We start from the raw sequence: 25,097 nt of genomic DNA, 5'->3' as shown, positions 1-25,097 counted from the left end.
GCCCGGGCATGACGAGGGGGAGGCGGCCGGCCTCGCCCTTACATCAACAGATCGATCAGATGCGGGATCAGTGGAATGTCCGCGGGCGGCATCGGGTAGTCGCGCAATTTATTGGCGCGCACCCAGGCAAGCCGCTGGCCCTCGCGCGCCGTCACGATGCCTTCCCAGCGCCGGCAGACATAGAGCGGCATCAGGAGATGGAAGTTTTCGTAAGGATGGCTTGCGAAGGTGAGCGGCGCCAGGCACGGCTCGCTGACGGTGATGCCGATCTCTTCGTGCAGCTCGCGGATCAACGTCTGTTCCGGCCGCTCGCCGGGCTCGACCTTGCCGCCGGGAAACTCCCACAGGCCGGCCATCGCCTTGCCTTCGGGGCGCTGCGCGATCAGGACGCGCTTGTCGGCATCGACCAGCGCGACTGCAACGACCAGCGTGAGCTTCAGGTCAGCCATTCCTATGAACGATAGTCGCCGTTGATCGCGACATATTCCTTGGTGAGGTCGCAGGTCAGCACGCGGTCGCGGCCCTTGCCGAGCCCAAGCGCGATCCTGATCTGGATCTTGTCGTTCTTCATCGCTTCCGAGACCTCTTCCTCGTTGTAGGAAGGATCGCGCGCGCCGCTTTTGGCGACGCGGACGCCGTTGAACGAGATCGACAGCTTGTCGCGGTTGGCGGGCTCGCCGGCCTTGCCGACCGCCATCACCACGCGGCCCCAATTGGCGTCCTCGCCCGCGATCGCGGTCTTCACCAGCGGCGAGTTCGCAATCGACATCGCGATTTTCCGCGCCGACGCCTTGGTTGTCGCGCCCTCGACCATGATCTCGACCAGCTTGCGCGCGCCTTCGCCGTCGCGCGCCACCTGCTCGGCGAGGTCGGCCAGCACGCCGTTGAACGCCTTCACGAAACCCTTCAGGCGCGGGTCGCTGGCGCGGCTGATCTTCGGCGCGCCGGCGTCCGCGGCCGCGCCCGTCGCAAAGGCCAGCAGCGTGTCGGAGGTCGAGGTGTCGCCGTCGATCGTCACCGCGTTGAAGGTATTCTCGACGCCGCTCTTGAGCAGCGTCTGCAGCGCGGCGGGCGCGATCGGCGCGTCGGTGAAGATGAATGACAGCATCGTCGCCATGTCGGGCGCGATCATGCCGGCGCCCTTGGCCATGCCATTGATGGTGACGGTCGCCTTGCCGAGCTTGACCCTGGCGGTCGCGACCTTGGGAAAGGTGTCGGTGGTCATGATCGCGCGCGCCGCGCCCATCCAGTCCTCGGGCGCGGCGGTCTCGGCCAGCGTCGCGAGCACGCCGTCGAACTTGGTCGCGTCGAGCGGCTCGCCGATCACCCCGGTCGAGGCCAGAAATACCTCATTGGCGCTGCAGCCGACCGCTTTGGCCGCGATCGCCGCCGTCAGCGCGGTCGCCTGCTTGCCGGTTTTGCCGGTAAAGGCGTTGGCGTTGCCGGAATTGACCACGAGCGCGCGCGCCCTGCCGCCGGAAAGCTTCGAGCGGCACCATTCCACCGGCGCCGACGGGCATTTCGAGCGGGTGAAGACCCCGGCGACCGCGGTCCCCTTGTCGAGCACCGCCAGCAGCACGTCGGTGCGGCCCTGATAGCGGATGCCGGCCGCGGCGGTCGCGAGTCTGACGCCCGCGATCGCGGGCATGGCGGGGACATCTTTCGGGGCGAGCGGGGAGACGGCTGAGGACATCGGGGCTTCCGGCTATGCGAGCAAAACGGAAGCGCTCTGTATCACCTCTCACCGCTTGCGGGGAGAGGGGCGTGGCAAATGCGAACGGGGTGGGGTGAAGTCTCGCGCGGGCGTCGCCCAACGAGAAATCTTCACCCCACCCCGCAGCTCGTTTCGTTCGCTGCGACCCTCCCCTCAGGGGAGGGTCAAGCACCGCTTTACTTCTTGGCCGGCGCCATCTTGGAGTCGGACGGCTTGGGCGCGTCCTTGGCGGCGTCGGTCTTGGTGTCCGACTTGGCGGCCTCGGCCGGCTTGTCCAGTCGCTCGATCTTGGCGGCTTCGCGCAGCTTGCCGACATAATCGGCCTGCGCCTTGCGCGTCACATAGGTCTCGATCTGGCTCTTGACCTGCTCGAAGTCCGGCGCCTTGCGCTTGCGCTTTTCCTCGACCTTGATGATGTGCCAGCCGAACTGCGACTTCACGGGGTCGGAGATTTTTCCGGGGTCGAGCTCGAACGCGACTTTGGAGAATTCCGGCACCATCTGGTCCTTGGTGAAGAAGCCGAGGTCGCCGCCGTCGGAGGCGCCGGGGTCCTTGGACTTCTTCTTGGCGAGATCGGCGAAATCGGCGCCCTTATCGAGCTCGGCCTTGATCGCCTTGGCCTCGTCCTCGGTCTCGACCAGGATGTGGCGGGCATGCACCTCTTCCTCGCCGGTGATCTCCTTGGAGGCCTGCTCGTAGACCTTCTTCATCGCGTCGTCGCTGGTCGCGGCCTTGCCTTCGCTGGCGAGCAGGGAGTCCATCAGCAGGCGGTTGCGGGTGAAGGCGAGGCGCTTCTTGAAGTCGTCGCTGTCCTGGATCTTCTTGTCCTCGGCCGCCTTGGAGACGATCTTCATGTCGATCAGGAAGGCCAGCACGTTCTCGTCCTTGGTCGCCGGGTCCATCTGCGCCAGGCTCGGCCCGAGTTCCTCTTCGGCGAGCGCGACGTCGCTCTGGCGGATTTCGGCGCCGTTGACCTTGGCCAGTACCTTGTCCTCGGCGCGCGCCGTTCCGGTGGCCAGCGCCAAAGCGAGGCAGCCCGTGATCGCCATGGCAAGTCCGAGGCGCGATCCGTTTTTCGTCACCGACAACGAGGTGGTCATGGAAAATCCTTATCTTGCAGAAGGGTTTCTGGAAGGGTCATGCGGCCGCGGACACTCGCCCAATCGCGGCGGCTTGGCAACGCGAAAAGTCTGTCAAAATCATGAATTCCCTGACATCCGGCCTCCAGCGTTAAGGCCTTGGCGCCGTTGACAAGCTTGCCCCTCAGCCATATCTCTGCCGCCATCGTGTCAATGGCGACAGCGCTAATTTTGCTGCGTTTTTGGCCGTTGAACCATGGATTGCGCGATTCCCACTCATTTGGCGGAACGGCTCCCGGTTTCCGGGGGTTCTTGCCGCGGCGCGTCACGGTGAGTTGATAGGCAATCAGTGCGGCGGATTTGACGATCGCGACGGTGTTTCCCTGGGTCATTATGGCGAATGTCAAATCCAAAACCGCACTGGAATCTAATGTTGCCGGGGTCCCTCTGGTTCTCGCATTCGCAGGTGTGCCCGCCGCCAGCGGATGCGAATGCGAGAACCGGGACACCGGGTCATAACGTCTCGGCAAAACAAAAAGTTAACGACAGGAATTCGGCATGATCGGCGCGCTCGCCCGCAAGTTCTTCGGCTCCGCCAATGACCGGCGGGTCAAGGGCTACCAGTCCCGCGTCAACGCCATCAATGCGATGGAGGCGGAGCTTGCCGCGCTGTCGGACGAGGCGCTGAAGGCGCGTACCGCCGAGTTCAAGGCGCAGCTCGCTGAGGGCAAGACGCTCGACGACATCCTGGTTCCGGCCTTCGCCACTGTGCGCGAGGCGGCCAAGCGCACCCTGGGCCAGCGCCATTTTGATGTGCAGCTGATCGGCGGCATGGTGCTGCATGAGGGCGATATCGCCGAGATGAAGACCGGCGAAGGCAAGACGCTGGTGGCGACGCTGGCGGTCTATCTCAACGCGCTGGCGGGGAAGGGCGTCCACGTCGTCACCGTCAACGACTACCTCGCCCGCCGCGACGCGGCCTGGATGGGCCAGATCTATTCCTTCCTCGGCATGACCACCGGCGTCATCGTCCACGGCCTCGACGATCCCGAGCGCAAGCTGGCCTATGCCTGCGACATCACCTACGGCACCAATAACGAATACGGCTTCGACTATCTGCGCGACAACATGAAGTACCGCCTGGAGGACATGGTCCAGCGCGGGCACTTCTTCGCGATCGTCGACGAGGTCGACTCGATCCTGATCGACGAGGCGCGGACGCCGTTGATCATCTCCGGCCCGCTCGACGACCGCTCCGAGTTCTACAACACCATCGACACCTTCTTCCCCAGGCTCGAGAAGAGCGACTACGACGTCGACGAGAAGCAGCGCACCGTGACGCTGACCGAAGCCGGCATGGAGAAGATGGAGACGCTGCTGCGCGACGCCGGCCTCCTGAAGGGCGAGTCGCTCTACGACATCGAGAACGTCTCGGTCGTGCACCACGTCAACCAGGCGCTGCGCGCCCACACGCTGTTCACGCGCGACAAGGACTACATCGTCCGCAACGACGAGGTCGTGATCATCGACGAGTTCACCGGCCGCATGATGCCGGGCCGGCGCTATTCGGAAGGCCTGCACCAGGCGCTGGAGGCCAAGGAGCACCAGCCGGTGCAGCCGGAAAACCAGACGCTGGCCTCGATCACCTTCCAGAACTATTTCCGCATGTACGCCAAGCTCGCGGGCATGACCGGCACCGCGGCGACCGAAGCCGACGAATTCTTCGACATCTACAAGCTCGACGTCGTCGAGATCCCGACCAACCTGCCGGTGGCCCGCCTCGACGAGGACGACGAGGTCTATCGCACGCAGAAGGAAAAATACGTGGCGATCCTCGCCGAGATCGAGCGCGCCAACAAGCGCATGCAGCCGGTGCTGGTCGGCACCGCCTCGATCGAGAAGTCGGAAATCCTCGCCGAGTTCCTGAAGCAGCACGGCTACAAGCAGATCGACTTCGGCAAGGACAGCGCGATGGAGAAGCTTTATGCCGCGGCGCGCGCCGGCAAGCAGTCCAAGCTGTTCGCGGTGCTGAACGCGCGCTTCCACGAGCAGGAAGCCTATATCGTGGCGGAAGCCGGCGTGCCCGGCGCGATCACGATCGCGACCAACATGGCCGGCCGCGGCACCGACATCAAGCTCGGTGGCTCGCTCGAGATGCGCATCCAGCAGGAAACCGCTGATATCACCGACGAGGCCGAGAAGGCGGCGCGGATCGAGCGGATCAAGGCCGACGTCGAGCGCTTCCGCGAGATCGTGCTGAAGGCGGAAGAGGAGGTCGAGATCGAGCCGGCCAAGGGCTCCAAGCCCGCCAAGACCGTGACCAAGCCGGGCGGCCTCTACATCATCGGCTCCGAGCGCCACGAGTCGCGGCGCATCGACAACCAGCTCCGCGGCCGTTCGGGCCGCCAGGGCGACCCCGGGCGCTCGAAGTTCTTCCTGTCGCTCGAAGACGACCTGATGCGCATCTTCGGCTCCGACCGGCTCGACAGCATGCTGCAGCGGCTCGGCCTGAAGGAGGGCGAGGCCATCATCCATCCCTGGATCAACAAGGCGCTGGAGAAGGCGCAGCAGAAGGTCGAGGCGCGCAACTTCGACATCCGCAAGAACCTGCTCAAGTTCGACAACGTCCAGAACGACCAGCGCAAGGTGATCTTCGACCAGCGCGTCGACCTGATGAAGGACGAGAGCGTCGCCGAGACGGTGGCCGACATGCGCCACGCCTTCACCGAGGACCTCGTCGCCAAGCACGTGCCCGAGCATGCCTATGCCGAGCAGTGGGACACGGCCGGGCTGAAGGAAGAGCTGCGGCGCGTGCTCGACATCGATCTGCCGGTCGACGAATGGGCCAAGGAAGAGGGCATCGCCGACGAGGAACTGCTCAACCGCATCGAGACGCGCGTCGACGAGCACATGGCGGCCAAGAGCGCGCAATGGGGCCCCGACGTGATGCGCTACGTCGAGAAGACCATCCTGCTGCAGACGCTGGACCATCTGTGGCGCGAGCATCTGGTCATGCTCGACCATCTGCGCCAGGTGATCGGCCTGCGCGGCTACGGCCAGCGCGATCCGTTGCAGGAGTACAAGACCGAGGCGTTCAACCTGTTCCAGGAGATGAGCGCGCATCTGCGCGAGGCGGTCACCGCGCAGCTGATGCGGGTCGAGATCGTGCCGCCGGAGCAGCAGCAGCCGACGCTCCCCGAGATGGAAGTGCACAAGCTCGATCCCAGCACCGGCGAGGACGAGATGGCGTTCGCGAATGTTTCGCTGGTGCCGGCGAACGGTGGCCGCGAGACCGCTGCCAACCGCGACCCGAACAATCCCGCAAGCTGGGGCAAGGTCGGCCGCAACGAGGACTGCCCCTGCGGCAGTGGCAAGAAATACAAGCACTGCCACGGCAAGTACGCTTAAGCGCTAGCGCCGCGAGCGCAGCGTCATCCCTCCCCACGAGGGGAGGGATGATCCGGCCTTGGCCCGCTAGCCGAACACCACCTCGTGCCGCATCACGAATGGCGCCAGCAGCGTGTGCACCTCGTTGGCGATCGCCTCGCGCTGCGCTTCGGGCACGCGCGCCAGCGTCACCGTCGCAATCGAGCCGTGGCTGCCGTGCGGACCGACCTCGACGTTGCAGTCGATGCCGCGTTCGCGCAGCGGCGCGAGCACGTTCGCGAACACGCGGGCCGCCGCGTCCCAGCGCAGCCGCGGCTTGAATACCTTGCCCACCCCGGTGAGCGGCATCGGATCGATCGGGATCACCTGCACGGGAACGGCGGCGCGCTCCGGCGTGCGCTCGCGGACCCAGGTTTCGAGCTCGCCGGGTTGGACGCTCGCGCCGGGCTTCAACTGCACATAGCCGACCGGCAGCTCGCCGGCATAGGCATCGGGCTGGCCGACCACGGCGGCGAGTCCCACCGCCGGATGCTGGAACATGATCTCCTCGACCGGCGCGGGATCGATGTTGTGGCCGCCGCGGATCACGAGATCCTTGGCGCGGCCGGTGATCCAGAGATAGCCGTCGGCGTCGAGCCGGCCGAGGTCGCCTGAATTGACCCAGTTGCCGTCGACGAACGCGCCGGCATTGTGCGCGTCGTGCAGGTAGCCGCTGAACACGCCCGGCCCCGCCATGATCACGACGCCGATCTCGTCGACGGCGCAGTCGCGCTCGAGCCTGCCGTCGGCATCGAGCTTGACGATGCGCACGCGGCTATACGGGATCGGCAGGCCCGCCGAGCCGAGCCGGATCGGCCGGTCCGCATAGGCAATCGTGTGGACGCTCGAGGTCTCGGTCATGCCGTAGACCTCGACGACGGGGAGCGCGAACTTGTCCTGGATCGCCTGGCCGACCGCGACGGGGATCGCCGATCCGCCTGCCGCGGCATATTTCAGGCTGGAGATATCGGCTTTGCCTGGCGGCACGCTCAGCGATGCGGCGAGCACGGTCGGCACGCCCGACAGCGCCTCCGGCCTGAAGCGCTCGATCAGCGCCCAGATGTTCTTGATCGATGCTGGATTGCGCCATCCCGACGGCGACAGCACGACCAGGCAGTTGCCGCATGTGAGGGTGGCGAGCGCCTGCGTGAGCGAGCCGCCGACATGGAACAGCGGCATGCCGAACAGCAGGTTCATGCCGGCATTCGATCTCAGCATCAGGTTGCAGGCCCAGGCCTGGTAGACCTGGTTGGCATGGGTGTGACGCACCAGCTTCGGCGTGCCGGTGGTGCCGCCGGTGTGGAAATAGGCTGCGATGTCGTCGCTGGAAATCTGCCGGCCGCTGACCAGGCGGTCGGTGGGTTCTGCCTTGATCAGCTCGGCGAAGGAGTAGATCCCGTTCGCGGGATCGCCAGGCCCGTGCACCTGCACGATGGCCTTGAGGTGCTTCAGATCCTTGCGCACCGCTTCGACCTTCTGCCAGATGTCGGTGCCCGGCATCGGGCCGAGCGCGACCAGAATCTTGGTGCGTGCGGCATCGAGGATTTCCGCGATCTGATGCGGCTCGAGCAGCGGGTTGACCGGGTTGGCGATCCCGGCGGCTTCGGCGCCGAACAGCGTGACGAAGGCGTCGGGCAGCAGCGGCAGCAGGAAGCTCACGACGTCGCCGGGCCCGACGCCGAGCGAATGAAACAGGTTGGCCGCCTGCGTGACGCGCGCGACGAAGTCGCGGTAGCTGATCACGACAGGGGTGTCGGCCGGATCGGCGTTGGCGAGAAACTGGATCGCCGGTGCGTCGGGATTTTTCGCCGCACCGAGCTTGATGGCGTCATAGGTGCTCGCGGCCGCGATGCGGTCCCGGTACGGGACTTGCTCGAACGCGCGGACATCGGCGTCGGTCGCAAAGCTTGGATAGGCGTCGCCGATCAAGCGATCGAGCAGGTGTATGCCGCTCATTGTTTTCCCCCTCCTGGTGCTCGCTTGCTTTGGCCGCCGCCTGGACCGGTCTTGCCGGTCCTTTCGCAGCGCCGCGCGGGCTTCTCCAATGGGAGAAGATTACGCGATCGTGCGCGGAGAACGCCATTGATAATTTGGTGCGGCGAAGCGTGTCGGCGCAAGCCATCGGGCACGCGCCGCATCCGGGCGGCTGCCAAGGTCCGAGCATCGCTTGAGGACTGTTTTGCCCGACGGGCAGTCACACAAGATTCCTGTCCAGTCCTCGCGCGAAAAATATTCCGCTTGTTGCGTCGGGCAAATCAGTGGCTTCACTCGGCGCGTCCTGCACCGGTGAGAGGGGCGTACGCGTCGTCACGAACGTTGGAGCAGGATGCGATGGACGCAATGAGCGCGGGACAGACGAACGCGCGAGATGCGGACGGCAAAGTCGTGTGGTTCTGGCACCCCTGGGCTGGTGCTAAGTTTACGGATGATGATCTGTGGGCGACGGTGACTAAGAAGTCATGGACACCGGGGAGAGCACGAAGGAAACCGTTCAAACCATCGCGCAGGGAATGCCGGTGTTTGAGGCTGTACCTGTGGTGACTAACTCGTGTGCTTTTCTTTGCTGCACACGAGGCTGCGGGTGCGCCAAGACACCCGGCGTTCCCTGCGCCCTCCCATCGGGGGTGGTTCTGACGCAAGGCTCGGGCGCAGCAAGCGCGGCGAGAGCGTGGACCTGTGCCTCGCAATGACGACGCTGCTCTTTGAAATTTTGGCTTGGATGCGATGCTGCCGCGCGTGAGGCAGGCGGCCTTACTTCGCGGCCGAGAAGCGGCTCTCGAACGAGTTCGCCGAGACGATCGGCGCGGAGCCGGCGACCTTGGTATCCTTCGGCGCGGGTGCGGCGGCCTCGGCTGCCGGCGCCGGATTATCCGTGATCGACGGCTTGAACGGCGGCCGGGCAGCGGCCTGCTTGCTTTCGGCGGCCTTGCTCTCCGCAGGTTTGCCGGTGATCAGCTTCGCCAGCGACGGCTTGCTTTCGGCCTTCGGCTTGGCGGGAGCAGGCGCGGGCGTTGTTGCGGCGGTGGTCGTCGTGTCGGCGGTGGCGCCGATTCCCATCTTGCGGGCAAGGCCGGAGAAGAAGCCGCCCTCCGACTGCTGCGTGGCGGGTGTGGCGGACGCGACGCGGGTCGCTGGCGCAGCGGCCGGCTGGCTCGGCGCGGCGGCCACGGCGGGCTCTTCGGTCGGCGCGTAGGGCGCGCGCGGCGGGTTGACGGTCGGGGGGATGGTGCCGGGCGCGCGCGACATCGCGACCAGCGACAAGCCCTGGCCGTCGCCGCCCTCGGAAAGGCCGGTGCTGCCGTTCGGCACATGCGAGGCGAAGATCTGGTTCATGCCGCCGTCGATGCCGCTGTTGAGCCGGGCGACGGGCGTGCCCTTGGCGACCAGCTTGGCGTATTCGGTCTGCTCTTCCTGCTGCCGCTGGCGCATCGCCTCCGTGATCTCGTCGGGGACCACATAGGCCGGGCATTTCGCGGAGGCCTGGAACACCGGATCGCGCGTCGCGTTCGGCGGGCGCGCCGCGTCGAACACATATTTCTTCTCGCAGAAGTCGACCTTCGGCTCCTGACGCGTGATCTCGAAGTGATCGTAGCCTTCCTTGATCATCTTCCAGAACGGCATGTTCGGATTGTTGCGGTGCTTGGCCATGTTCACCGGCGTCATCCGGAACGGATAGGCCTGCAGCTGAAACGCCTTCTGCCCGCCGAAGAAGGACTCGCGACCGAGCGAGTAGATTTCGGCGATCTGCTCGTCGGTCATCGCGTAGCAGCCGCGCGACGAGCAGTCGCCATGCACCATCAGCTGCGAGCCGGTGCGGCCGAGCGACTGGTCATAGGCGTTGGGATAGCCGGTGTTGAAGGAGAGGTAGTAGGCCGATTGCGGGTTCATCTGGCCCGGCGAAATCGAATAGAAACCTTCCGGCGCCTGGCGGTCGCCTTCGCGCACCTTGGGGCCGAGATCGCCCGACCAGCGGCAGATCGGATAGGTCTTCAGCAGCTCGAACCGGCCGGAGCGCGCCTGCTTCCACACCTCGAGCTCGGCTTCCTGCTTGAACAGGCGGACCAGGATCGGCGACTGCGGATCCATGTCCTTCTCGGTCATCGCGGCGACGAGCTTCGGCGGAACCGGCTGGTTGGCCTTGGCATTGCTGGCGAGCGAGATCTCGTCGCTGTTGCAACCGGCCAACAGCACGCCTGCGCCAAGCGCAGCCGAGGCGAGAAGCGCGCGAACCAGCGAGCGGACGATCAATGCAAAGCTCCACACCCACCGGGCATTTCACGCGACCCCAACTCGTCGTTCAGGCATGATCTGGTCGGATCGTGCCCTAGCGTTCATGCCCTGAAGCATTGACTAAAATATTAGCCTTAAGGTCCCCCTTCCCGCAACCCGAACAAGGCCGCGAACCCGGTTCCCCGAAAGCCATGGTCAACAGGAACTAAACAGCAGGCTTGGCCTAATTGCGGCCGAATTGGTCATTTCGGGCGAAAAAAGAGCGTAAACATCGGGTTAATTGCCTGGCCCGCCGGGAATAAGGCCGGTTCAGCCGAGTTTTCGGCCGATCTCCAGGAATTTCTGCCGCCGTTGCCTGCGGATCATGTCAGCGTCGAGGTTCCGCAGCTCGGTGAAGGCGGCCGCGATCGCTTCCCCCGTGGTCGCGATCATCGCTGCGGGGTCGCGGTGGGCGCCGCCGGCCGGCTCCTTCAGGATGGTGTCGATCACGCCGAATCGCAGCATGTCCTGCGCGGTGATCTTCATGCTGGTGGCGGCTTCCTGCGCCTTGGTGCCGTCGCGCCACAGTATCGAGGATGCCGCCTCCGGCGAGATCACGCTGTAGATCGCGTGTTCGAGCATCAACACCTTGTTGGCCGTGGTGATCGCGATCGCGCCGCCTGACATGCCTTCGCCGGTGATGATCGCGACATTGGGCACCCCGAGCGACAGGCAGGCGTCGGTGGAGCGCGCGATCGCCTCGGCCTGGCCGCGCTCCTCGGCGCCGATGCCGGGATAGGCGCCGGCGGAATCGACGATCGACAGCACGGGAATGCCGAAGCGCTCGGCCATTTCCATCAGCCGCACCGCCTTGCGGTAGCCTTCCGGGCGCGCCATGCCGAAATTGTGCTTGATGCGCGAATCGGTGGTGGCGCCCTTCTCCTGGCCCACCACGCAGATGCTTTCGCCGCCGAAGCGGCCGAAGCCGCCGATCAGGGCGGCGTCCTCGCCGAACTTGCGGTCGCCCGCGAGCGGGGTGAAGTCGGTGATCAGGCCATTGATGAAGTCGGTCAGATGCGGCCGCTGCGGATGCCGCGCCACCAGCGTCTTCTGCCATGGCGTCAGGTTGGCATAGAGGTCGGCGAGCGATTGCCGCGACTTGTCCTCCAGGCGCGAAATCTCCTCGCCGATGTCGCTGCCGGAGGCGGCGAGCGCACGCAATTCGTCGACCTTGGAGTCGAGTTCGGCAACGGGCTTTTCGAAATCGAGATAGGAACGCATCTGGTCGGACATCAAGGCAATATAGGGAACAACCCGCGGGGGCGCGAAGCGGTTTCGGTCGGCTTGCGGAAAGCGCGCATGTTCAAGGGGTTAGGTGCATTCCGGGTGGGAGGAAGGGCGGGTTCGGGCGTTGCGCCCCTGAAGGCTTCACGCTCCTTTCACGAGAGATGCGCGCGGAAGTCAAGGCGCGCGATTGGCCTTGCGGCTATTTCTCCGCAAGCGGATGCAGGTCGCGCACCAGACTCTTGAGGCGTTCCTCGACCACATGGGTGTAGATCTGCGTGGTCGAGATGTCGGTATGGCCGAGCAGGGTCTGCACGATGCGCAAATCCGCGCCGTTGTGCAGCAGGTGGCTGGCGAAGGCGTGCCGCAGCACATGCGGCGACACCAGCCGCGGCGAAAGGCCGGATACCGCTGCAAGCTCCTTGAGGTCGCGGGCGAAATGCTGCCGGGTCAGATGGCCGCTCTCCCCGAACGAAGGGAACAGCCATTTCGACGGCGCGGCGCCTTTCTTGCCGGCAGCGTCGCTTGCTGCGAGATAATCGGCCATCGCCTGCCGCGAGGCCTCGTTCAGCGGCACCAGCCGCTCCTTGGCCCCCTTGCCGCGCACCACGATCATGCGCGCGTCGTTGCGCGCGGCCGAGCGCGGCAGCGCCACCAGCTCGGAGACGCGCAAGCCCGTGGCATACAGGACCTCGAGCAGGCAGTAGAGCCGCATGGCGCGCAGCCGCCGCGAAGGCGACGCATCGCTTGCCTGGGTCAATTCCTTGGCCCGCGTCAGCATCCGGTCGACGTCGGCCACCGACAGGACTTTCGGCAGGCCGCGACCGCGCTTCGGCCCCGAGAGAATCGCGGCCGGATCGTCGCTGCGGATGCGCTCGTTGACGAGGAAGCGAAACAGGTGCCGCATCGCCGACAGGCGGCGCGCCACGCTGGACGACTTGAAGCCGCGGGCGTCGAGGTCGGCGAGATAGTCCCGCAGCGCCTGTGTCTCGGCGCTGATGAAGCCGGTTTTGCCGCGGGCGAGGAATTCGGAGAAGTCGGTGAGGTCGCGCCGATAGGCGTCGAGCGTGTTGGGGCCGGCGCCCTGTTCCGCCGCAAGCATGTCGAGGAACAGGCCGATGAGCTTGGTATCGGAGGATCTCGCGGGCATCCCCGAAGGCTAGCCCCTATTTCTTGAGAAACCTATCCGGTGGAATTGTCACGGTCATCTCCCGGGGCTTCGGATTGACGAAATTGGCCAGCGAGAAAACCAGCCCATAGACGATGCCCGCGAGGATCGCGACGACCGTCAGGAATCGGAACAGGCTCGGCATTTCGGGGCTCGGGAGCGCAAATTAACCAAGGGAATCATCCATCATGTTCGCGGACCCCTTGCAATAGTCTCTGGCACGGACCGGAAGGGGGGTAGTATAGGTTGGCCGGAACGCCCGCCTTTTGGCGGCAAGCTGAGCAATATCATGTCCGATACCGCCGCACCGGCTCCGGCCAGCGGATCAAGAGAGGCCGAAATCCTGTCCCGTTTGGGGACGCGCCTCGTCGTGCTCGTCGGCATGATGGGGGCCGGCAAGTCCACCATCGGCCGGCGGCTGGCGGCGCGGCTGCAATTGCCGTTCATCGATGCCGACGCCGAGATCGAGGCGGCGGCCGGCATGACCATCCCCGAGATTTTCGAGGTCCATGGCGAGCCGCATTTCCGCGACGGCGAGGCGCGCGTGATCGCCCGCCTGCTCGAAAGCGGGCCGGCGGTGCTCGCGACCGGCGGCGGCGCCTTCATGCGCGAGGAGACGCGCAGCCGGGTCCACGCCAAGGCGGTCTCACTCTGGCTGAAGGCGGATGCCGAGATCATCATGCGGCGCGTCCGCCGCCGCGCCGACCGGCCGCTGTTGCAGACCACGGACCCCGAGGCGACCGTCGGCCGGCTGCTGGCGGAGCGCGAGCCGCTCTATTCGCATGCCGATCTGACCATCGCCTCGCGCGAGGTCCCGCACGACAGGGTCGTCGACGAATGCCTCGAGGCGCTGCACGCGCGCTTGTGCCGCGAGGATGCGGACGCCTCCGAAAACGTGGCGGGCGCCGTACGATGACCGCGCCGCTGAAACATTCCGAACCCGTCGTGGTCGACGTTGCGCTCGGCGAGCGGACCTACGACATCCTGATCGGCCGCGACATCCTTGCTTCGCTCGGCGAGCGCATCGCCAGGCTTCGGCCGGGTGCGCGCACCGCCATCGTCACCGACCGCAACGTCGCAAGGTATTGGCTGGAAAAAACCGAAGCGTCGCTTGCCGCGGCCGGCATCGCATCGTCGCGGATCATCGCCGACGAAGGCGAAGGCTCCAAGAGCTACGCCACGCTCGAATGGGTCTGCGAAGCGCTGATCGCGGCCAAAATCGAGCGCAACGATCTCGTCATCGCGCTCGGCGGCGGCGTGGTCGGCGATCTCGCGGGCTTTGCGGCCGCGATCGTTCGCCGCGGCGTCGATTTCGTGCAGGTGCCGACCTCGCTGCTGGCGCAGGTCGATTCCTCGGTCGGCGGCAAGACCGGCATCAACTCGCCGAAGGGCAAGAACCTGATCGGCGCGTTCCACCAGCCGGTGCTGGTGGTCGCCGACACCGCCGTGCTCGATACGCTGCCGCCGCGCCAGTTCCGATCAGGCTATGCCGAGGTTGCCAAATATGGTGTGCTCGGCGACGAGGCGTTCTTCGGCTGGCTCGAGCAGAACCACGCCGACATCGCCAGAGGCGGCAGCGCGCGCGAGCATGCGATCGCCACCTCCTGCCGTGCCAAGGCCGCGATCGTCGCGCGCGACGAGCGCGAGACCGGTGAACGCGCGCTGCTCAATCTCGGCCACACCTTCGGCCATGCGCTGGAAGCCGCGACCGGCTTTTCCGACCGGCTGTTCCATGGCGAAGGGGTCGCGATCGGCATGGTGCTGGCGGCGGAATTCTCCGCCGAGCTCGGCATGATCTCGCGACAGGATGCGGCGCGCATCGCGCGTCATCTTGCTGAGGCCGGCCTGCCGACCCATCTGCAGGACATCGCGGGCTTCGCCCAGGAAGGCCTTGCCGACGCCGATGCGCTGATGGCGCTGATGGCGCAGGACAAGAAGGTCAAGCGGGGAAGACTCACCTTCATCCTGCTGGAGGCGATCGGCCGCGCGGTGATCGCGCCCAATGTCGAGCCACCGCTGGTGCGGGATTTCCTCAAGGCCAAGCTGGCGTCGAAAGGCTGAATTCGGACGCCGATTGAAGTGAACGTCAGGTCATGGACTGGTTTACGCTTTCCATCGTGATTGGCTGCCTCTTGGTCTCGGCATTCTTCTCGGCGAGCGAGACCGCGCTGACCGGCGCCTCGCGCGGCAGCATGTTGCGGCTGTCGAAGCAAGGCAACCGCGAGGCCGGCGTGGTTTCCAGCCTGTTCGGCATGCGCGAGCGGATGATCGGCGCGCTCCTGCTCGGCAACAACATCGCCAATATCGGCGCCTCGGCGCTGGCGACCGGCATCTTCACCGCATGGTTCGGCGAGGTCGGCGTGCTCTACGCCACCGCCGTGATGACCGTGATGGTCGTGATCTTCGCCGAGGTGCTGCCGAAGACCATCGCCATCAACGCCCCCGACCGCGTGGCGCTTCTGGTCGCGCGGCCGATGAAGGTCACCGTTTATGTGCTCGGACCGCTGCTGACGGTCATCGAAGCCGTGGTGCGGCTGTTGATGCGGATGCTCGGCATCAGGATCGGCGCCAACGAGTCCGTGCTGTCGCCGATCGAACGCCTGCGCGGCGCGGTCGACCTGCTGCACAGCGAAGGCAAGGTCGAGAAACAGGACCGCGACATGTTCGGCGGGCTGCTGGACCTGCGCGAGCTGCAGGTCTCCGACGTCATGGTCCATCGCACCGAGATGGTGATGATCAATGCCGACCTGCCGCCGGAAGATCTGGTGCGCGAGGTGCTGGCGACCGAATACACCCGCATTCCGCTATGGCGCGACAAGCCGGAAAACATCATCGGCGTGCTGCACGCCAAGGATCTGCTGCGCGCGATCCGCGCCTCCGACGGCGACACCTCGCGCATCGACGTCTCGACCATCGCGCTGCCGCCCTGGTTCGTGCCGGAGATGCGTCCGGTCTCCGAGCAGCTCAAGGCGTTCCGCCGCCGCAAGACCCATTTCGCGCTCGTCGTCGACGAGTATGGCGAAGTCGAAGGTCTGGTGACGCTGGAGGACATCCTGGAGGAGATCGTCGGCGACATCTCCGACGAGCATGACGTCGTGGTGGCCGGCGTGCGCGCACAGCCCGACGGCTCCGTCGTGGTCGACGGCTCGGTGCCGATTCGCGACCTGAACCGTGCGATGGACTGGCACCTGCCGGACGAGGAGGCGACCACTGTCGCCGGTCTCGTCATCCACGAGGCGCGCTCGATCCCCGAACGCGGGCAGAGCTTTACGTTCCACGGCTTCCGCTTCCGCGTCCTGCGCCGCGAGCGCAACCGCATCACGGCGCTGCGCATCGTTCCGGTGCCGCGGGAGGCCGAGGTCGAGGAGAAGAAGCCGAAGCGGGCGGGAACGTCGTTCTAGCCGCTGGACGTCGCGGCCTGATGTCGCGGACTCAACTTCCGCCTTCGCCGGGCGCCTGGGCGTGAATGGCGAGCGCGTGCACCGAGCCGGCAAGTTCCCCGGCCAGCGTCGCATTAATCATGCGGTGGCGCTCGATCCGGGTCTTCCCTTCGAACGCCTTCGATACGATATAAACCCTGAAATGCGTCTCGCCGCCGGGCCGGTGGCCGGCGTGACCCTCGTGCAGATGTGATTCGTCTTTGACCTCGAGGCTCACCGGCGAGAAAGCTTCGCGCAACTTGTTCGTGATAGTGTCATGGGCGGTCATGGTCTTCGCCAATACGCTTCAACGCCGTATTTCGTCAATGCCATGGCCCGGAGTGAAGCTATTCGCAATGTCAAGACTTGAAGCCGAGGCCGTTGCGTAGTCAAAGTCAGCCATGCCGATCGATTCCGCAAAATTCTTCGACTCCATCCGCGTCAAGCCTAGGAAGGCGAAGCAGGAGCCAGCGCAACCGCGCGAAGCCGCGGTCATGTGCGAATGGCCGGACTGCAAGAACAAGGGCCCGCATCGCGCGCCCAAGGGACGCGACAATGCGCGCGAATACTGGCACTTCTGTCTCGATCACGTTCGCGAGTACAACCAGTCCTACAATTTCTTCTCCGGCATGAATGCGGATGCGGTGGCGCGCTATCAGAAGGACGCGCTGACCGGCCACCGTCCGACCTGGCGGATGGGCGCCAATGGCAGTCCCGGCAAGGGCAAGGGCGCGGCCGACCTCGACGGCGCCGCCGATCCGTTCAGCATGTTCGCCGAGATGAACGGGGCCGGCCGCTGGCGGCCGGGTCCGGAGGCCGCGCCGAAGGCCGAGACGCGCAAGATCTTCAATGCCGAGCGCAAGGCGCTGCAGGTGATGGGGCTCGGTCCCGAGGCAACGCTGGAAGATGTCAAGGTCAAGTACAAGGCGCTGGTGAAGCAGCATCACCCCGACGCCAATGGCGGCGACCGCTCGACCGAGGACCGCCTGATCGAGATCATCAAGGCCTATAACTACCTGAAGACGGTGGTGCGCACGGGCTGATGCGCGATCCCTGAGTCTCTTGCGTCCGAGATTCAGCGCGACTGCTTGGTTGCGGGCTCGATGGCACCGCCGCCGTGGCGGCGGCGAATCGTCCACGCCGCCAGTGCGACGATGATGGCGCCGCCGATCACAGTGAGTATCCAGTAGTGCTTGCCGAGCCCATGATGCGGCATCCCGGCATATTGGTGCAGCGCCGATATCGCGAGCACGCCCGGCAGCACGTGCGCCGGCGCCCACAACAGGATCGCGGGAATGTTGACCGCGTAAAACCGTACCGGCGCCATGCCGAGCGCCCCCGCCGTGATCGGCACGAAGGCGCGGATCGGCGGCACGAAGCGGGCCAGGAACACCGCCCAGGCGCCCCAGCGTCGGAAGAAAGCCTCGCTCTGCGCGACCACACGGGGGTAATTCGTCAACGGCCAGGTGTTCAGGATTTCCTTCTGGGCGCGATGCCCGGTCCAGAACGCCGAGCCGTCGCCGATCAGCGCGCCGGCGATGGCAGCCAGAAGCACCCATTGCAGCTTCAACTCGCCGCCGGGAACCAAGGCGCTCAGCGCCAGGATGATGGTCGAGCCTGGGATCACGGAGCCAACCACTGGAACCGCTTCCAACAGCGCCGCGAGGAAGAGCGTCAGATAGGCCAGCCAGGCATTGGCCGAAACGAACCCAATCAGTTGATCGATGAGTGACGTCACAATTCCCTGCTGGCTTGGCCGTTCGATGGTTGCGCAGACCTATCATAAGTAACGAGCGGCCTGGAAAGTGCCATTGCAGCCGGCGCCCTCTTCCTGCCTCAAGAAAAAAGCATGGCGCGATTCGCAGGGCAGCCTTTCAAAAACCGTGTCCGACCCCTATCTAGATGATAAATTTAAGGAACTTTGATTGGAGGGCGGGCTTCTGCCCGCTGATGCTCTCTGATAGGGTCCAAGGCACCCATCCGCAGCCCAAACTGTAATGATTCTGGTCTCGGGAAGGCCCGGACCTCGGAGGATTGATGACGACCGCCGCCACGACCAAAGCGCAGGAAATCACCGGTTTGCCCGACATGAAGGTGTCGGTGCGGCAGGTCTTCGGGATCGACAGCGATCTCGAGGTGCCGGCTTATGCGGAAGTCGACCCGCATGTGCCTGAAGTTGATGCCGATTACCGCTTCGACCGCGCCACCACCCTCGCCATTCTCGCAGGCTTCGCCAAGAACCGCCGCGTCATGGTCACCGGCTATCACGGCACCGGCAAGTCGACCCATATCGAGCAGGTCGCGGCGCGGTTGAACTGGCCCTGCGTGCGCGTCAACCTCGACAGCCACATCAGCCGCATCGATCTCGTGGGCAAGGACGCCATCGTCATCAAGGACGGCAAGCAGGTCACCGAGTTCAGGGACGGCATCCTGCCCTGGGCGCTGCAGCACAATGTCGCGCTGGTGTTCGACGAATACGACGCCGGCCGGCCCGACGTGATGTTCGTGATCCAGCGCGTGCTGGAGGTTTCCGGCCGCCTGACCCTGCTCGACCAGAACAAGGTGATCAAGCCGCATCCGTCGTTCCGCCTGTTCTCGACCGCCAACACGGTCGGTCTCGGCGACACTTCGGGCCTCTATCACGGCACCCAGCAGATCAACCAGGGCCAGATGGACCGCTGGTCGATCGTGACCACGCTCAACTATCTCGCCCATGACGAGGAAGTCGAGATCGTGCTCGCCAAGGCGCATCACTATCGCACCCAGGAAGGCCGCGACATCGTCAACAAGATGGTGCGGCTCGCCGATCTCACGCGCAACGCGTTTGCCAATGGCGATCTGTCGACGGTGATGAGCCCGCGTACGGTGATCACCTGGGCGGAGAATTCCGAGATCTTCGGCGACATCGGCTTTGCCTTCCGCGTCACCTTCCTCAACAAGTGCGACGAGCTGGAGCGGCCGCTGGTGGCTGAATTCTATCAGCGCTGCTTCAACGCCGAGCTTGCGGAGTCCGCGGTCAACGTCGCGCTATCCTGACTGTCGTCCCGGCCAGGCGCGAGCTGCGAGCCGGGACCATACTTCCGTGAAGGATGTGCGTGAGCGCGATGGGGCTGCAATCTCGGAACAATTGATCAGCGGCGGCTATGGGTTCCCGCTTTCGCGGGGACGACCGACATAAGGTTGTCATGACGACGTCCAACAGCAAATTCCGCACCGGCGCCAAGGAAGCCCCGACCGAGCCGTTCAAGCGCGCGGTGGGCGCCTGCCTCAAGGCGATCGCCAGGACGCCGGAGCTGGAAGTCTCCTTCGCCGCCGAACGCCCGGGGCTTGCGCCCGGCAAGGCGCGCCTGCCCGAGCCCGCGCGCAAGATGAGCAAGCGCGACGCCGCGATCGTGCGCGGACATGCCGATTCCATCGCGCTCAAGATCGCCTGTCATGATCCGAAGGTGCACCGCAAGCTGATGCCGGGCAATCCGCAGGCGCGCGGCGTGTTCGAGGCGGTGGAGCAGGCGCGCGTCGAGGCGATCGGGGCGCGCCGCATGTCCGGCGTCGCGAAGAACCTCACCGCGATGCTGGATGATCATTTCCACCGCGGCAAATATGACGAGATCACCGACCGCGCCGACGCGCCGCTGTCGGATGCGCTGGCGATGCTGGTGCGCGAGCGGCTGACCGGCATGGCGCCGCCCACTGCTGCGCGGAAAATGGTCGACCTGTGGCGCCCGATCCTGGAGGACAAGATCGGCTCGCGCCTCGACCGGCTCAGCCGCTTCACCGAGGACCAGGCCAGGTTCGGCGACCTCGTGCACGACCTGTTGTCGGCGCTCGACCTTGGCGACGAGCGCAATGCCGAAGCCGATGACGACGAGAACCAGGACGACAATCCCGACGGCGAGAACGATCAGTCCGGCGCCGAAGGCTCGCCCGATTCCGACGCCGCGCAGGAGATGTCCGCCGACCAGGCGCAGAGCACCACCGAAGAGATGTCCGAAAGTGCGATGGAGAGCGCGCAGGCCTCGACCAGCGACACCTTCGACGACGGCGAGCTCGGCGACGACGAAACCCCGGGGGAAGCGACGCGGCCGAATTCGCGCGGGCAGAACGAGCCGCGCGGGCCGGAATATCACGCGTTTGCGCCAAAGTTCGACGAGGTCGTCGCGGCGGAAGACCTTTGCGACCACGACGAGCTGGAGCGGCTGCGCTCCTATCTCGACAAGCAGCTTGCCCATCTGCAGGGCATCGTCGCCCGGCTCGCCAACCGGCTGCAGCGCCGCTTGATGGCGCAGCAGAACCGCGCCTGGGAGTTCGATCTCGAGGAAGGCATCCTCGATCCCGCGCGGCTGTCGCGCGTCGTGATCGATCCCTATCATCCGCTGTCCTTCATGCACGAGAAGGAGGCGACGTTCCGCGACACCGTGGTGACGCTGCTGCTCGACAATTCCGGCTCGATGCGCGGCCGGCCGATCACCGTGGCCGCGACCTGCGCCGACATCCTGGCGCGCACGCTGGAGCGCTGCGGCGTCAAGGTCGAGATCCTCGGCTTCACGACGCGCGCCTGGAAGGGCGGGCAGTCGCGCGAAGCCTGGCTTGCCGCCGGCAAGCCGGCCAATCCCGGACGGCTCAACGACCTGCGCCACATCATCTACAAGGCGGCGGACGCGCCGTGGCGGCGCGCGCGCAAGAATCTCGGCCTGATGATGCGCGAGGGTCTGCTCAAGGAGAACATCGACGGCGAGGCGCTGGATTGGGCGCACAAGCGGCTGCTCGGCCGTGCCGAGCAGCGCAAGATCCTGATGATGATCTCGGACGGCGCGCCGGTCGACGATTCCACGCTGTCGGTCAATCCCGGCAACTATCTCGAGCGGCATCTGCGTCACATCATCGAGGAGATCGAGACGCGCTCGCCGGTCGAACTGATCGCGATCGGCATCGGCCACGACGTCACGCGCTACTATCGCCGCGCGGTCACCATCGTGGATGCCGAGGAGCTCGGCGGCGCCATCACTGAAAAGCTCGCCGAGCTCTTCAGCGAGACCCACAACGCGCCTTCCGCCGGACCGGACCGCCGGCGGCGCCTGCATTGATCCGACGTTGATGCGATGATCCATCGCGGGCAGGGCAGCCTCTTCGCAAGGCGCGGCGTGTGCCGCGCGCCGGCGATGACGGCGTCTTTCCCGCGGCCTGCGGGCTGGCGCGCCGGCGCCGTCCCGCCATGACCGGCGGTCTTGAGGCGTGCTCGCGCCGCCGTTTCCTTGAATTTTCGGCAGCGCTGTCGGCGGCCGCCGCGTCCGGAATGGCTCGCGCACAATTTGCGCCGCAGCCCGCGGCGAAGCCGCTGCCAGGGGACGAATTTCCCGCCGCCGCACCGGTATCGATCGAGGTCAAGGCGCGGCCGCTGCCGTCGTTCGATCCCCGCGACCGCTCGCATGTGCGCTTCGGCGCGCTGGAGTTTCGCAGCGGGCTCGTGCTCACCTCGGGCTTCCGCGGCTTTGGCGGGCTCTCCGGCATCCGGCTCGATGCCAGGGGCGAGCGCTTCATTGCGTTCAGCGACAAGGGCACCTGGTTCACCGGCCGCATCCGCTATGCCGGGCGCGAGATGGCAGGCCTCGAAGATGTCGAGGCCGCGCCCATGCTCGGGCCGGACGGGCGGCCGATCACCACGCGCGGCTGGTTCGATTCCGAATCGATCGCGATCGACGGCTCCTTCGTCTATGTCGGGCTCGAGCGCGTCAACCAGGTGCTGCGCTTCGATTTCTCCAAGGGTTTTACCCGCACGCGCGGTGAAGTCTTCCCGATGCCGCCTGCGGTGAAGAAGCTTCCCTTCAACCGCGGGCTGGAAGCGCTGGTGTTCGTGCCCAAGGGCCTGCCGCTCGCCGGCACGCTGATCGCGATGTCCGAACGCGGCCTCGACCCCGCCGGCAACCTGGTGGCGTTCCTGGTCGGCGGCCCGTCGCCGGGCGAGTTCAGCATCCGCCGGACCGACAATTTCGATATCAGCGACGCGGTGCTGCTGGCCTCGGGCGATCTGTTGATCCTGGAACGGAAATTCTCCCTGCTCGCCGGCGTCGGCATCCGGATCCGGCGCATCCCCTTGAACGCGGTCAAGCCGGGCGCGGTGGTCGACGGCGCCAGCATCTTCGACGCCGATCTCGGCCAGGAGATCGACAATCTGGAAGGCATCGACGCCCATGTCACGGCGGAGGGCGACACCATCCTGACCCTGGTCTCGGACGACAATTTCTCGATGATCCAGCGCACGCTGCTGCTGCAATTCAAGCTGGTGGAGTAGACGGAATTGATTTCGGCGGGGGCGGCGATAAGCTTGCCGACGATGAACCGCCTCCTTCGATACGCGCTGCTGGCCGCCTGCCTCTTCGCCAGCACAATCGCGCAGGCCGAGACCTTGTCGGCGCCCTGGCCGTCTCGGCTGATCAAGGCCACGATCCCGTTCGGCGCAGGCAGCGCCGCCGACGTGGTGCCGCGGCTGGTGTTCGATCGGCTGGCCGCCGAGCTTGGCCAGCCCATCGTGATCGAGAACCGCGCCGGCGCCGGTGGCACGCTCGGCACGGCGCTGGTGGCAAAGGCCGAGCCCGACGGCTACAACATCCTCGCCAATTCCTCGGCGCTGACCATCGCGCCGGCGATCTACAGCAGGCTGTCCTTCGACACCGCCGGCGATCTTGCCTCGACGCTGATGATCGGCCGCAGCGCCAATGTGATGATCGTGCCGCTCGCTCGCCCCTGGAAGTCCGTGCAGGACTTCATCGCCGATGCCCGGGCGAAGCCGGGATCGATCTCCTTCGGCTCGGTCGGCATCGGCAGCGCCGTGCATATCAGCGCGGAAAAATTTCGCCTCGCCGCAGGCTTCGAGGCGACGCATGTGCCCTACCGCGGCGGCGCCGAGGTGATCACCGACATCCTCGGCGGCCGCATCGACTTCTATTTCTGCCCGGTCGCCACCGCGCTGCCGCTGATCCGCGAGGGGCGGGTGCGCGCGCTGCTGGTCTCGACCGAAAAGCGCGTCGCCGATCTGCCTGACGTGCCGACGCCGCAGGAGGCCGGGCTGAAGAATGCCGAGAGCGCGATCTGGTTCGGCGTGTTCATGCCGGCCAAGACCCCGCGCGACATCGTCGAGAAGTTTCATGCCGCCGGCATGCGCGTGCTCAACGATCCGGCGGTCCAGGCGAGCTTCAGGCAGCTCGGCGTCGAGCCGATGCCGATGACGCCGCAGCAGATGGACGAGCTGATCCGGCGCGAGCTCGTCGCGAACCTCGACGTCATCAAGGCGGCCGGGATCCAGCAATAGGTGCGATCAGGCAATGCGCTAATGTCCCGATTCCGAAGTTCGCATCATTCTGCGGCCCCTCGTTTGCGAACTTCGGAATCGAAGGGACACTAGCAACTTATTGAACTAATGTGGCCTTGGTTCAGAAGTCCGCATGACGAACTCGCGGCGACAATGGTGCGGACTTCTGAACCGCCACACTAGCCCGTTTCCGGAAACGGTGATCCGCCCGCAGCGCGGTTGAGCAGCGAGCTGTCACCGGCTAGGAAGGTAACGCAGGCTTTCCCTCAAGATCCGGAGCCACGCATGAGCGCCCTGTTCCAGCCCATCGAGCTGCGCGGCCTGAAGCTTCCCAACCGCATCCTGGTATCGCCGATGTGCCAGTATTCGGCCGTCGACGGCGCGGCGACCGACTGGCATTTCACCCATATCAACAGCCTCGCGCTGTCGGGCGCTGCGATGTTCTGCATCGAGGCCACCCATGTCGAAGCCATCGGGCGCATCACGCCGGGTTGCCTCGGCCTGTGGAACGACGCCACGGAAGCCGCGCTGAGGCCGATCCTGGCCGCGGCGCGCAAATACGCCAAGGCCGCGATCGCGATGCAGCTCGCCCATGCCGGCCGCAAGGGCTCGAGCCATCGTCCCTGGGAGGGCGGGCAATTGATCCCGCTTTCCGAAGGAGGCTGGCAGACGGTGGCGCCATCCGCAGTCCCGCAAAAGGAGGGCGAAGCTGCGCCGATGGCGCTGGATGACGCCGGATTGGCGCGCATCCGCGATGCCTTCGTTCAGGCGGCCCGGCGCGCCGACCGGCTTGGGATCGACGCCCTCGAGCTGCATGGCGCCCACGGCTATTTGCTGCACGAATTCCTGTCGCCGATCGCAAACAAGCGCACCGATCGATATGGCGGATCACTCGAAAACCGGATGCGCTATCCGCTGGAAGTGTTCGACGCCGTGCGTGCCGCCTTCCCGGACCACAAGCCCGTTGGCTTTCGGGTGTCGGCGACCGACTGGCTCGAGGGTGGCTGGGACCTCGCGCAGACGATCGAGCTTGCGAAACAACTGAAGAAGCATGGCGTCGACTGGATCGTTGCGTCCTCCGGCGGGGTGTCGCCATTGCAGAAGATCCCGCTCGGGCCCGGCTACCAGGTGCCGTTCGCGAAGGCGATCCGCGAGGAAGCGGGCGTCAACACCATCGCGGTCGGACTGATCACGGAGCCGAAGCACGCGGAAGAGATCGTGGCCTCGGGCAGCGCCGACATGGTCGCCCTCGCCCGCGGCATGCTCTACGACCCGCGCTGGGGCTGGCACGCGGCGGCCGCGCTCGGCGGCCAGGTCTATGCCCCGCCGCAATACTGGCGCTCGCAGCCCTCGACGCACAAGACGCTGTTCGGCGCAACGACCTTCGGCGGGCGCTGAAGCTCCGGTCGCCGCAGGCTGTGCGCGGAATTCCATGCCGCGGTATTGCTCACGCGAGTGAGCTCCATCGGGCGTACTCCGCATGCTCCCTTTC

General features: G+C 65.8%; 21 protein-coding genes. 10 read left to right on the top strand and 11 right to left on the bottom strand.

Annotated features, from left to right (window positions below):
• Positions 1-38: 38 nt before the first annotated feature.
• From mutT to QOU61_RS36245, 4 genes are all read right to left on the bottom strand, one after another.
• Positions 39-449, bottom strand: a complete 411-nt coding sequence (gene mutT / locus QOU61_RS36260; RefSeq protein WP_289655955.1) for an 8-oxo-dGTP diphosphatase MutT — start codon at positions 447-449, stop codon at positions 39-41.
• A gap of 2 nt (positions 450-451) precedes the next feature.
• Complete coding sequence (gene argJ / locus QOU61_RS36255) at positions 452-1,693, bottom strand: bifunctional glutamate N-acetyltransferase/amino-acid acetyltransferase ArgJ (protein WP_289655954.1); 1,242 nt, start codon at positions 1,691-1,693, stop codon at positions 452-454.
• 197 nt (positions 1,694-1,890) lie between these two features.
• Positions 1,891-2,814: a peptidylprolyl isomerase gene (locus QOU61_RS36250; protein WP_289655953.1), complete on the bottom strand. Its 924-nt coding sequence runs from the start codon at positions 2,812-2,814 to the stop codon at positions 1,891-1,893.
• Complete coding sequence (locus tag QOU61_RS36245) at positions 2,811-3,185, bottom strand: hypothetical protein (protein ID WP_289655952.1); 375 nt, start codon at positions 3,183-3,185, stop codon at positions 2,811-2,813. Before QOU61_RS36245 ends, QOU61_RS36250 begins: the two co-directional genes overlap by 4 nt.
• Positions 3,186-3,351: 166 nt before the next feature.
• On the opposite strand from QOU61_RS36245, the gene secA reads away from it, so the two are divergent.
• Positions 3,352-6,201 carry a preprotein translocase subunit SecA gene (gene secA / locus QOU61_RS36240; RefSeq protein ID WP_289655951.1) on the top strand — a complete coding sequence of 950 codons (2,850 nt, stop codon included), beginning with the start codon at positions 3,352-3,354 and terminating at the stop codon, positions 6,199-6,201.
• 66 nt (positions 6,202-6,267) lie between these two features.
• Here secA and QOU61_RS36235 read toward each other — a convergent pair whose 3' ends face one another.
• The 5 genes from QOU61_RS36235 to QOU61_RS36215 all read right to left on the bottom strand — a co-directional run bounded on the left by QOU61_RS36235 (position 6,268) and on the right by QOU61_RS36215 (position 13,025).
• Positions 6,268-8,175: an acyl-CoA synthetase gene (locus tag QOU61_RS36235; protein ID WP_289655950.1), complete on the bottom strand. Its 1,908-nt coding sequence runs from the start codon at positions 8,173-8,175 to the stop codon at positions 6,268-6,270.
• Positions 8,176-8,970: 795 nt separating this feature from the next.
• On the bottom strand, positions 8,971-10,467 hold the full coding sequence (locus QOU61_RS36230) for a L,D-transpeptidase family protein (RefSeq protein ID WP_289655949.1): 1,497 nt from the start codon (positions 10,465-10,467) through the stop codon (positions 8,971-8,973).
• Between the two features lie 291 nt (positions 10,468-10,758).
• Positions 10,759-11,721: an acetyl-CoA carboxylase carboxyltransferase subunit alpha gene (locus tag QOU61_RS36225; protein WP_289655948.1), complete on the bottom strand. Its 963-nt coding sequence runs from the start codon at positions 11,719-11,721 to the stop codon at positions 10,759-10,761.
• 193 nt (positions 11,722-11,914) lie between these two features.
• A complete protein-coding gene (gene xerD, locus QOU61_RS36220; RefSeq protein WP_289655947.1) occupies positions 11,915-12,862 on the bottom strand; it encodes a site-specific tyrosine recombinase XerD in 948 nt (315 codons plus the stop codon).
• 16 nt (positions 12,863-12,878) lie between these two features.
• On the bottom strand, positions 12,879-13,025 hold the full coding sequence (locus QOU61_RS36215; protein WP_289655946.1) for a histidine kinase: 147 nt from the start codon (positions 13,023-13,025) through the stop codon (positions 12,879-12,881).
• A 144-nt stretch (positions 13,026-13,169) separates the two neighbouring features.
• Between QOU61_RS36215 and QOU61_RS36210 the strand changes: the two genes are divergently transcribed.
• Genes QOU61_RS36210 through QOU61_RS36200 form a run of 3 tightly spaced genes read left to right on the top strand, consistent with a single transcriptional unit; the run spans position 13,170 to position 16,281 of the window.
• Positions 13,170-13,796, top strand: a complete 627-nt coding sequence (locus QOU61_RS36210; RefSeq protein WP_289655945.1) for a shikimate kinase — start codon at positions 13,170-13,172, stop codon at positions 13,794-13,796.
• Positions 13,793-14,941 carry a 3-dehydroquinate synthase gene (aroB, locus tag QOU61_RS36205; RefSeq protein WP_289655944.1) on the top strand — a complete coding sequence of 383 codons (1,149 nt, stop codon included), beginning with the start codon at positions 13,793-13,795 and terminating at the stop codon, positions 14,939-14,941. The genes QOU61_RS36210 and aroB overlap by 4 nt, the downstream gene beginning before the upstream one ends.
• Positions 14,942-14,973: 32 nt before the next feature.
• Complete coding sequence (locus tag QOU61_RS36200; RefSeq protein WP_289655943.1) at positions 14,974-16,281, top strand: HlyC/CorC family transporter; 1,308 nt, start codon at positions 14,974-14,976, stop codon at positions 16,279-16,281.
• 31 nt (positions 16,282-16,312) lie between these two features.
• Here the strand turns inward: QOU61_RS36200 and QOU61_RS36195 are convergent, their stop codons facing one another.
• On the bottom strand, positions 16,313-16,588 hold the full coding sequence (locus tag QOU61_RS36195; protein WP_289655942.1) for a BolA family protein: 276 nt from the start codon (positions 16,586-16,588) through the stop codon (positions 16,313-16,315).
• A 112-nt stretch (positions 16,589-16,700) separates the two neighbouring features.
• On the opposite strand from QOU61_RS36195, the gene QOU61_RS36190 reads away from it, so the two are divergent.
• The gene (locus QOU61_RS36190; RefSeq protein WP_289655941.1) at positions 16,701-17,342 is read left to right on the top strand and encodes a J domain-containing protein; all 642 of its coding nucleotides are present in this window, start codon (positions 16,701-16,703) and stop codon (positions 17,340-17,342) included.
• A 32-nt stretch (positions 17,343-17,374) separates the two neighbouring features.
• On the opposite strand, the gene QOU61_RS36185 is transcribed toward QOU61_RS36190, so the two are convergent.
• Positions 17,375-18,037 (bottom strand): DedA family protein, encoded by a 663-nt coding sequence (locus QOU61_RS36185; RefSeq protein WP_289655940.1) that lies wholly within the window; start codon positions 18,035-18,037, stop codon positions 17,375-17,377.
• Positions 18,038-18,336: 299 nt separating this feature from the next.
• Between QOU61_RS36185 and cobS the strand changes: the two genes are divergently transcribed.
• The 5 genes from cobS (at position 18,337) to QOU61_RS36160 (ending at position 25,003) form a co-directional block, all read left to right on the top strand.
• Entirely contained in the window at positions 18,337-19,335 is a 999-nt protein-coding gene (cobS, locus tag QOU61_RS36180; protein ID WP_289655939.1) for a cobaltochelatase subunit CobS, read from the top strand.
• A gap of 149 nt (positions 19,336-19,484) precedes the next feature.
• A complete protein-coding gene (cobT, locus tag QOU61_RS36175; protein ID WP_289655938.1) occupies positions 19,485-21,383 on the top strand; it encodes a cobaltochelatase subunit CobT in 1,899 nt (632 codons plus the stop codon).
• A gap of 128 nt (positions 21,384-21,511) precedes the next feature.
• Positions 21,512-22,588, top strand: coding sequence for an esterase-like activity of phytase family protein (locus tag QOU61_RS36170; protein WP_289662084.1), 1,077 nt, complete (start codon positions 21,512-21,514; stop codon positions 22,586-22,588).
• Between the two features lie 42 nt (positions 22,589-22,630).
• The gene (locus tag QOU61_RS36165) at positions 22,631-23,605 is read left to right on the top strand and encodes a Bug family tripartite tricarboxylate transporter substrate binding protein (protein WP_289655937.1); all 975 of its coding nucleotides are present in this window, start codon (positions 22,631-22,633) and stop codon (positions 23,603-23,605) included.
• A gap of 285 nt (positions 23,606-23,890) precedes the next feature.
• Positions 23,891-25,003 (top strand): NADH:flavin oxidoreductase/NADH oxidase, encoded by a 1,113-nt coding sequence (locus QOU61_RS36160; RefSeq protein WP_289655936.1) that lies wholly within the window; start codon positions 23,891-23,893, stop codon positions 25,001-25,003.
• The last annotated feature ends 94 nt before the right edge of the window (positions 25,004-25,097 follow it).

It is taken from the genome of Bradyrhizobium sp. NP1, from assembly GCF_030378205.1.
Classification (GTDB): Bacteria; Pseudomonadota; Alphaproteobacteria; order Rhizobiales; family Xanthobacteraceae; genus Bradyrhizobium.
Note: the sequence above shows the minus strand (reverse complement) of the source record. Positions and strands in the feature narration are given on the sequence as shown.

Bases quoted from the DNA above. Each gene is read 5' to 3' on its own strand.
- cobS (WP_289655939.1), top strand. From the start codon at position 18,337: ATGACGACCGCCGCCACGACCAAAGCGCAGGAAATCACCGGTTTGCCC.
- xerD (WP_289655947.1), bottom strand. From the start codon at position 12,862: ATGCCCGCGAGATCCTCCGATACCAAGCTCATCGGCCTGTTCCTCGAC.
- QOU61_RS36195 (WP_289655942.1), bottom strand. From the start codon at position 16,588: ATGACCGCCCATGACACTATCACGAACAAGTTGCGCGAAGCTTTCTCG.
- QOU61_RS36215 (WP_289655946.1), bottom strand. From the start codon at position 13,025: ATGCCGAGCCTGTTCCGATTCCTGACGGTCGTCGCGATCCTCGCGGGC.
- QOU61_RS36245 (WP_289655952.1), bottom strand. From the start codon at position 3,185: ATGACCCAGGGAAACACCGTCGCGATCGTCAAATCCGCCGCACTGATT.
- argJ (WP_289655954.1), bottom strand. From the start codon at position 1,693: ATGTCCTCAGCCGTCTCCCCGCTCGCCCCGAAAGATGTCCCCGCCATG.
- QOU61_RS36210 (WP_289655945.1), top strand. From the start codon at position 13,170: ATGTCCGATACCGCCGCACCGGCTCCGGCCAGCGGATCAAGAGAGGCC.
- QOU61_RS36165 (WP_289655937.1), top strand. From the start codon at position 22,631: ATGAACCGCCTCCTTCGATACGCGCTGCTGGCCGCCTGCCTCTTCGCC.
- cobT (WP_289655938.1), top strand. From the start codon at position 19,485: ATGACGACGTCCAACAGCAAATTCCGCACCGGCGCCAAGGAAGCCCCG.
- QOU61_RS36160 (WP_289655936.1), top strand. From the start codon at position 23,891: ATGAGCGCCCTGTTCCAGCCCATCGAGCTGCGCGGCCTGAAGCTTCCC.
- QOU61_RS36190 (WP_289655941.1), top strand. From the start codon at position 16,701: ATGCCGATCGATTCCGCAAAATTCTTCGACTCCATCCGCGTCAAGCCT.
- aroB (WP_289655944.1), top strand. From the start codon at position 13,793: ATGACCGCGCCGCTGAAACATTCCGAACCCGTCGTGGTCGACGTTGCG.
- QOU61_RS36225 (WP_289655948.1), bottom strand. From the start codon at position 11,721: ATGTCCGACCAGATGCGTTCCTATCTCGATTTCGAAAAGCCCGTTGCC.
- QOU61_RS36250 (WP_289655953.1), bottom strand. From the start codon at position 2,814: ATGACCACCTCGTTGTCGGTGACGAAAAACGGATCGCGCCTCGGACTT.
- QOU61_RS36170 (WP_289662084.1), top strand. From the start codon at position 21,512: ATGACCGGCGGTCTTGAGGCGTGCTCGCGCCGCCGTTTCCTTGAATTT.
- mutT (WP_289655955.1), bottom strand. From the start codon at position 449: ATGGCTGACCTGAAGCTCACGCTGGTCGTTGCAGTCGCGCTGGTCGAT.
- QOU61_RS36200 (WP_289655943.1), top strand. From the start codon at position 14,974: ATGGACTGGTTTACGCTTTCCATCGTGATTGGCTGCCTCTTGGTCTCG.
- QOU61_RS36235 (WP_289655950.1), bottom strand. From the start codon at position 8,175: ATGAGCGGCATACACCTGCTCGATCGCTTGATCGGCGACGCCTATCCA.
- secA (WP_289655951.1), top strand. From the start codon at position 3,352: ATGATCGGCGCGCTCGCCCGCAAGTTCTTCGGCTCCGCCAATGACCGG.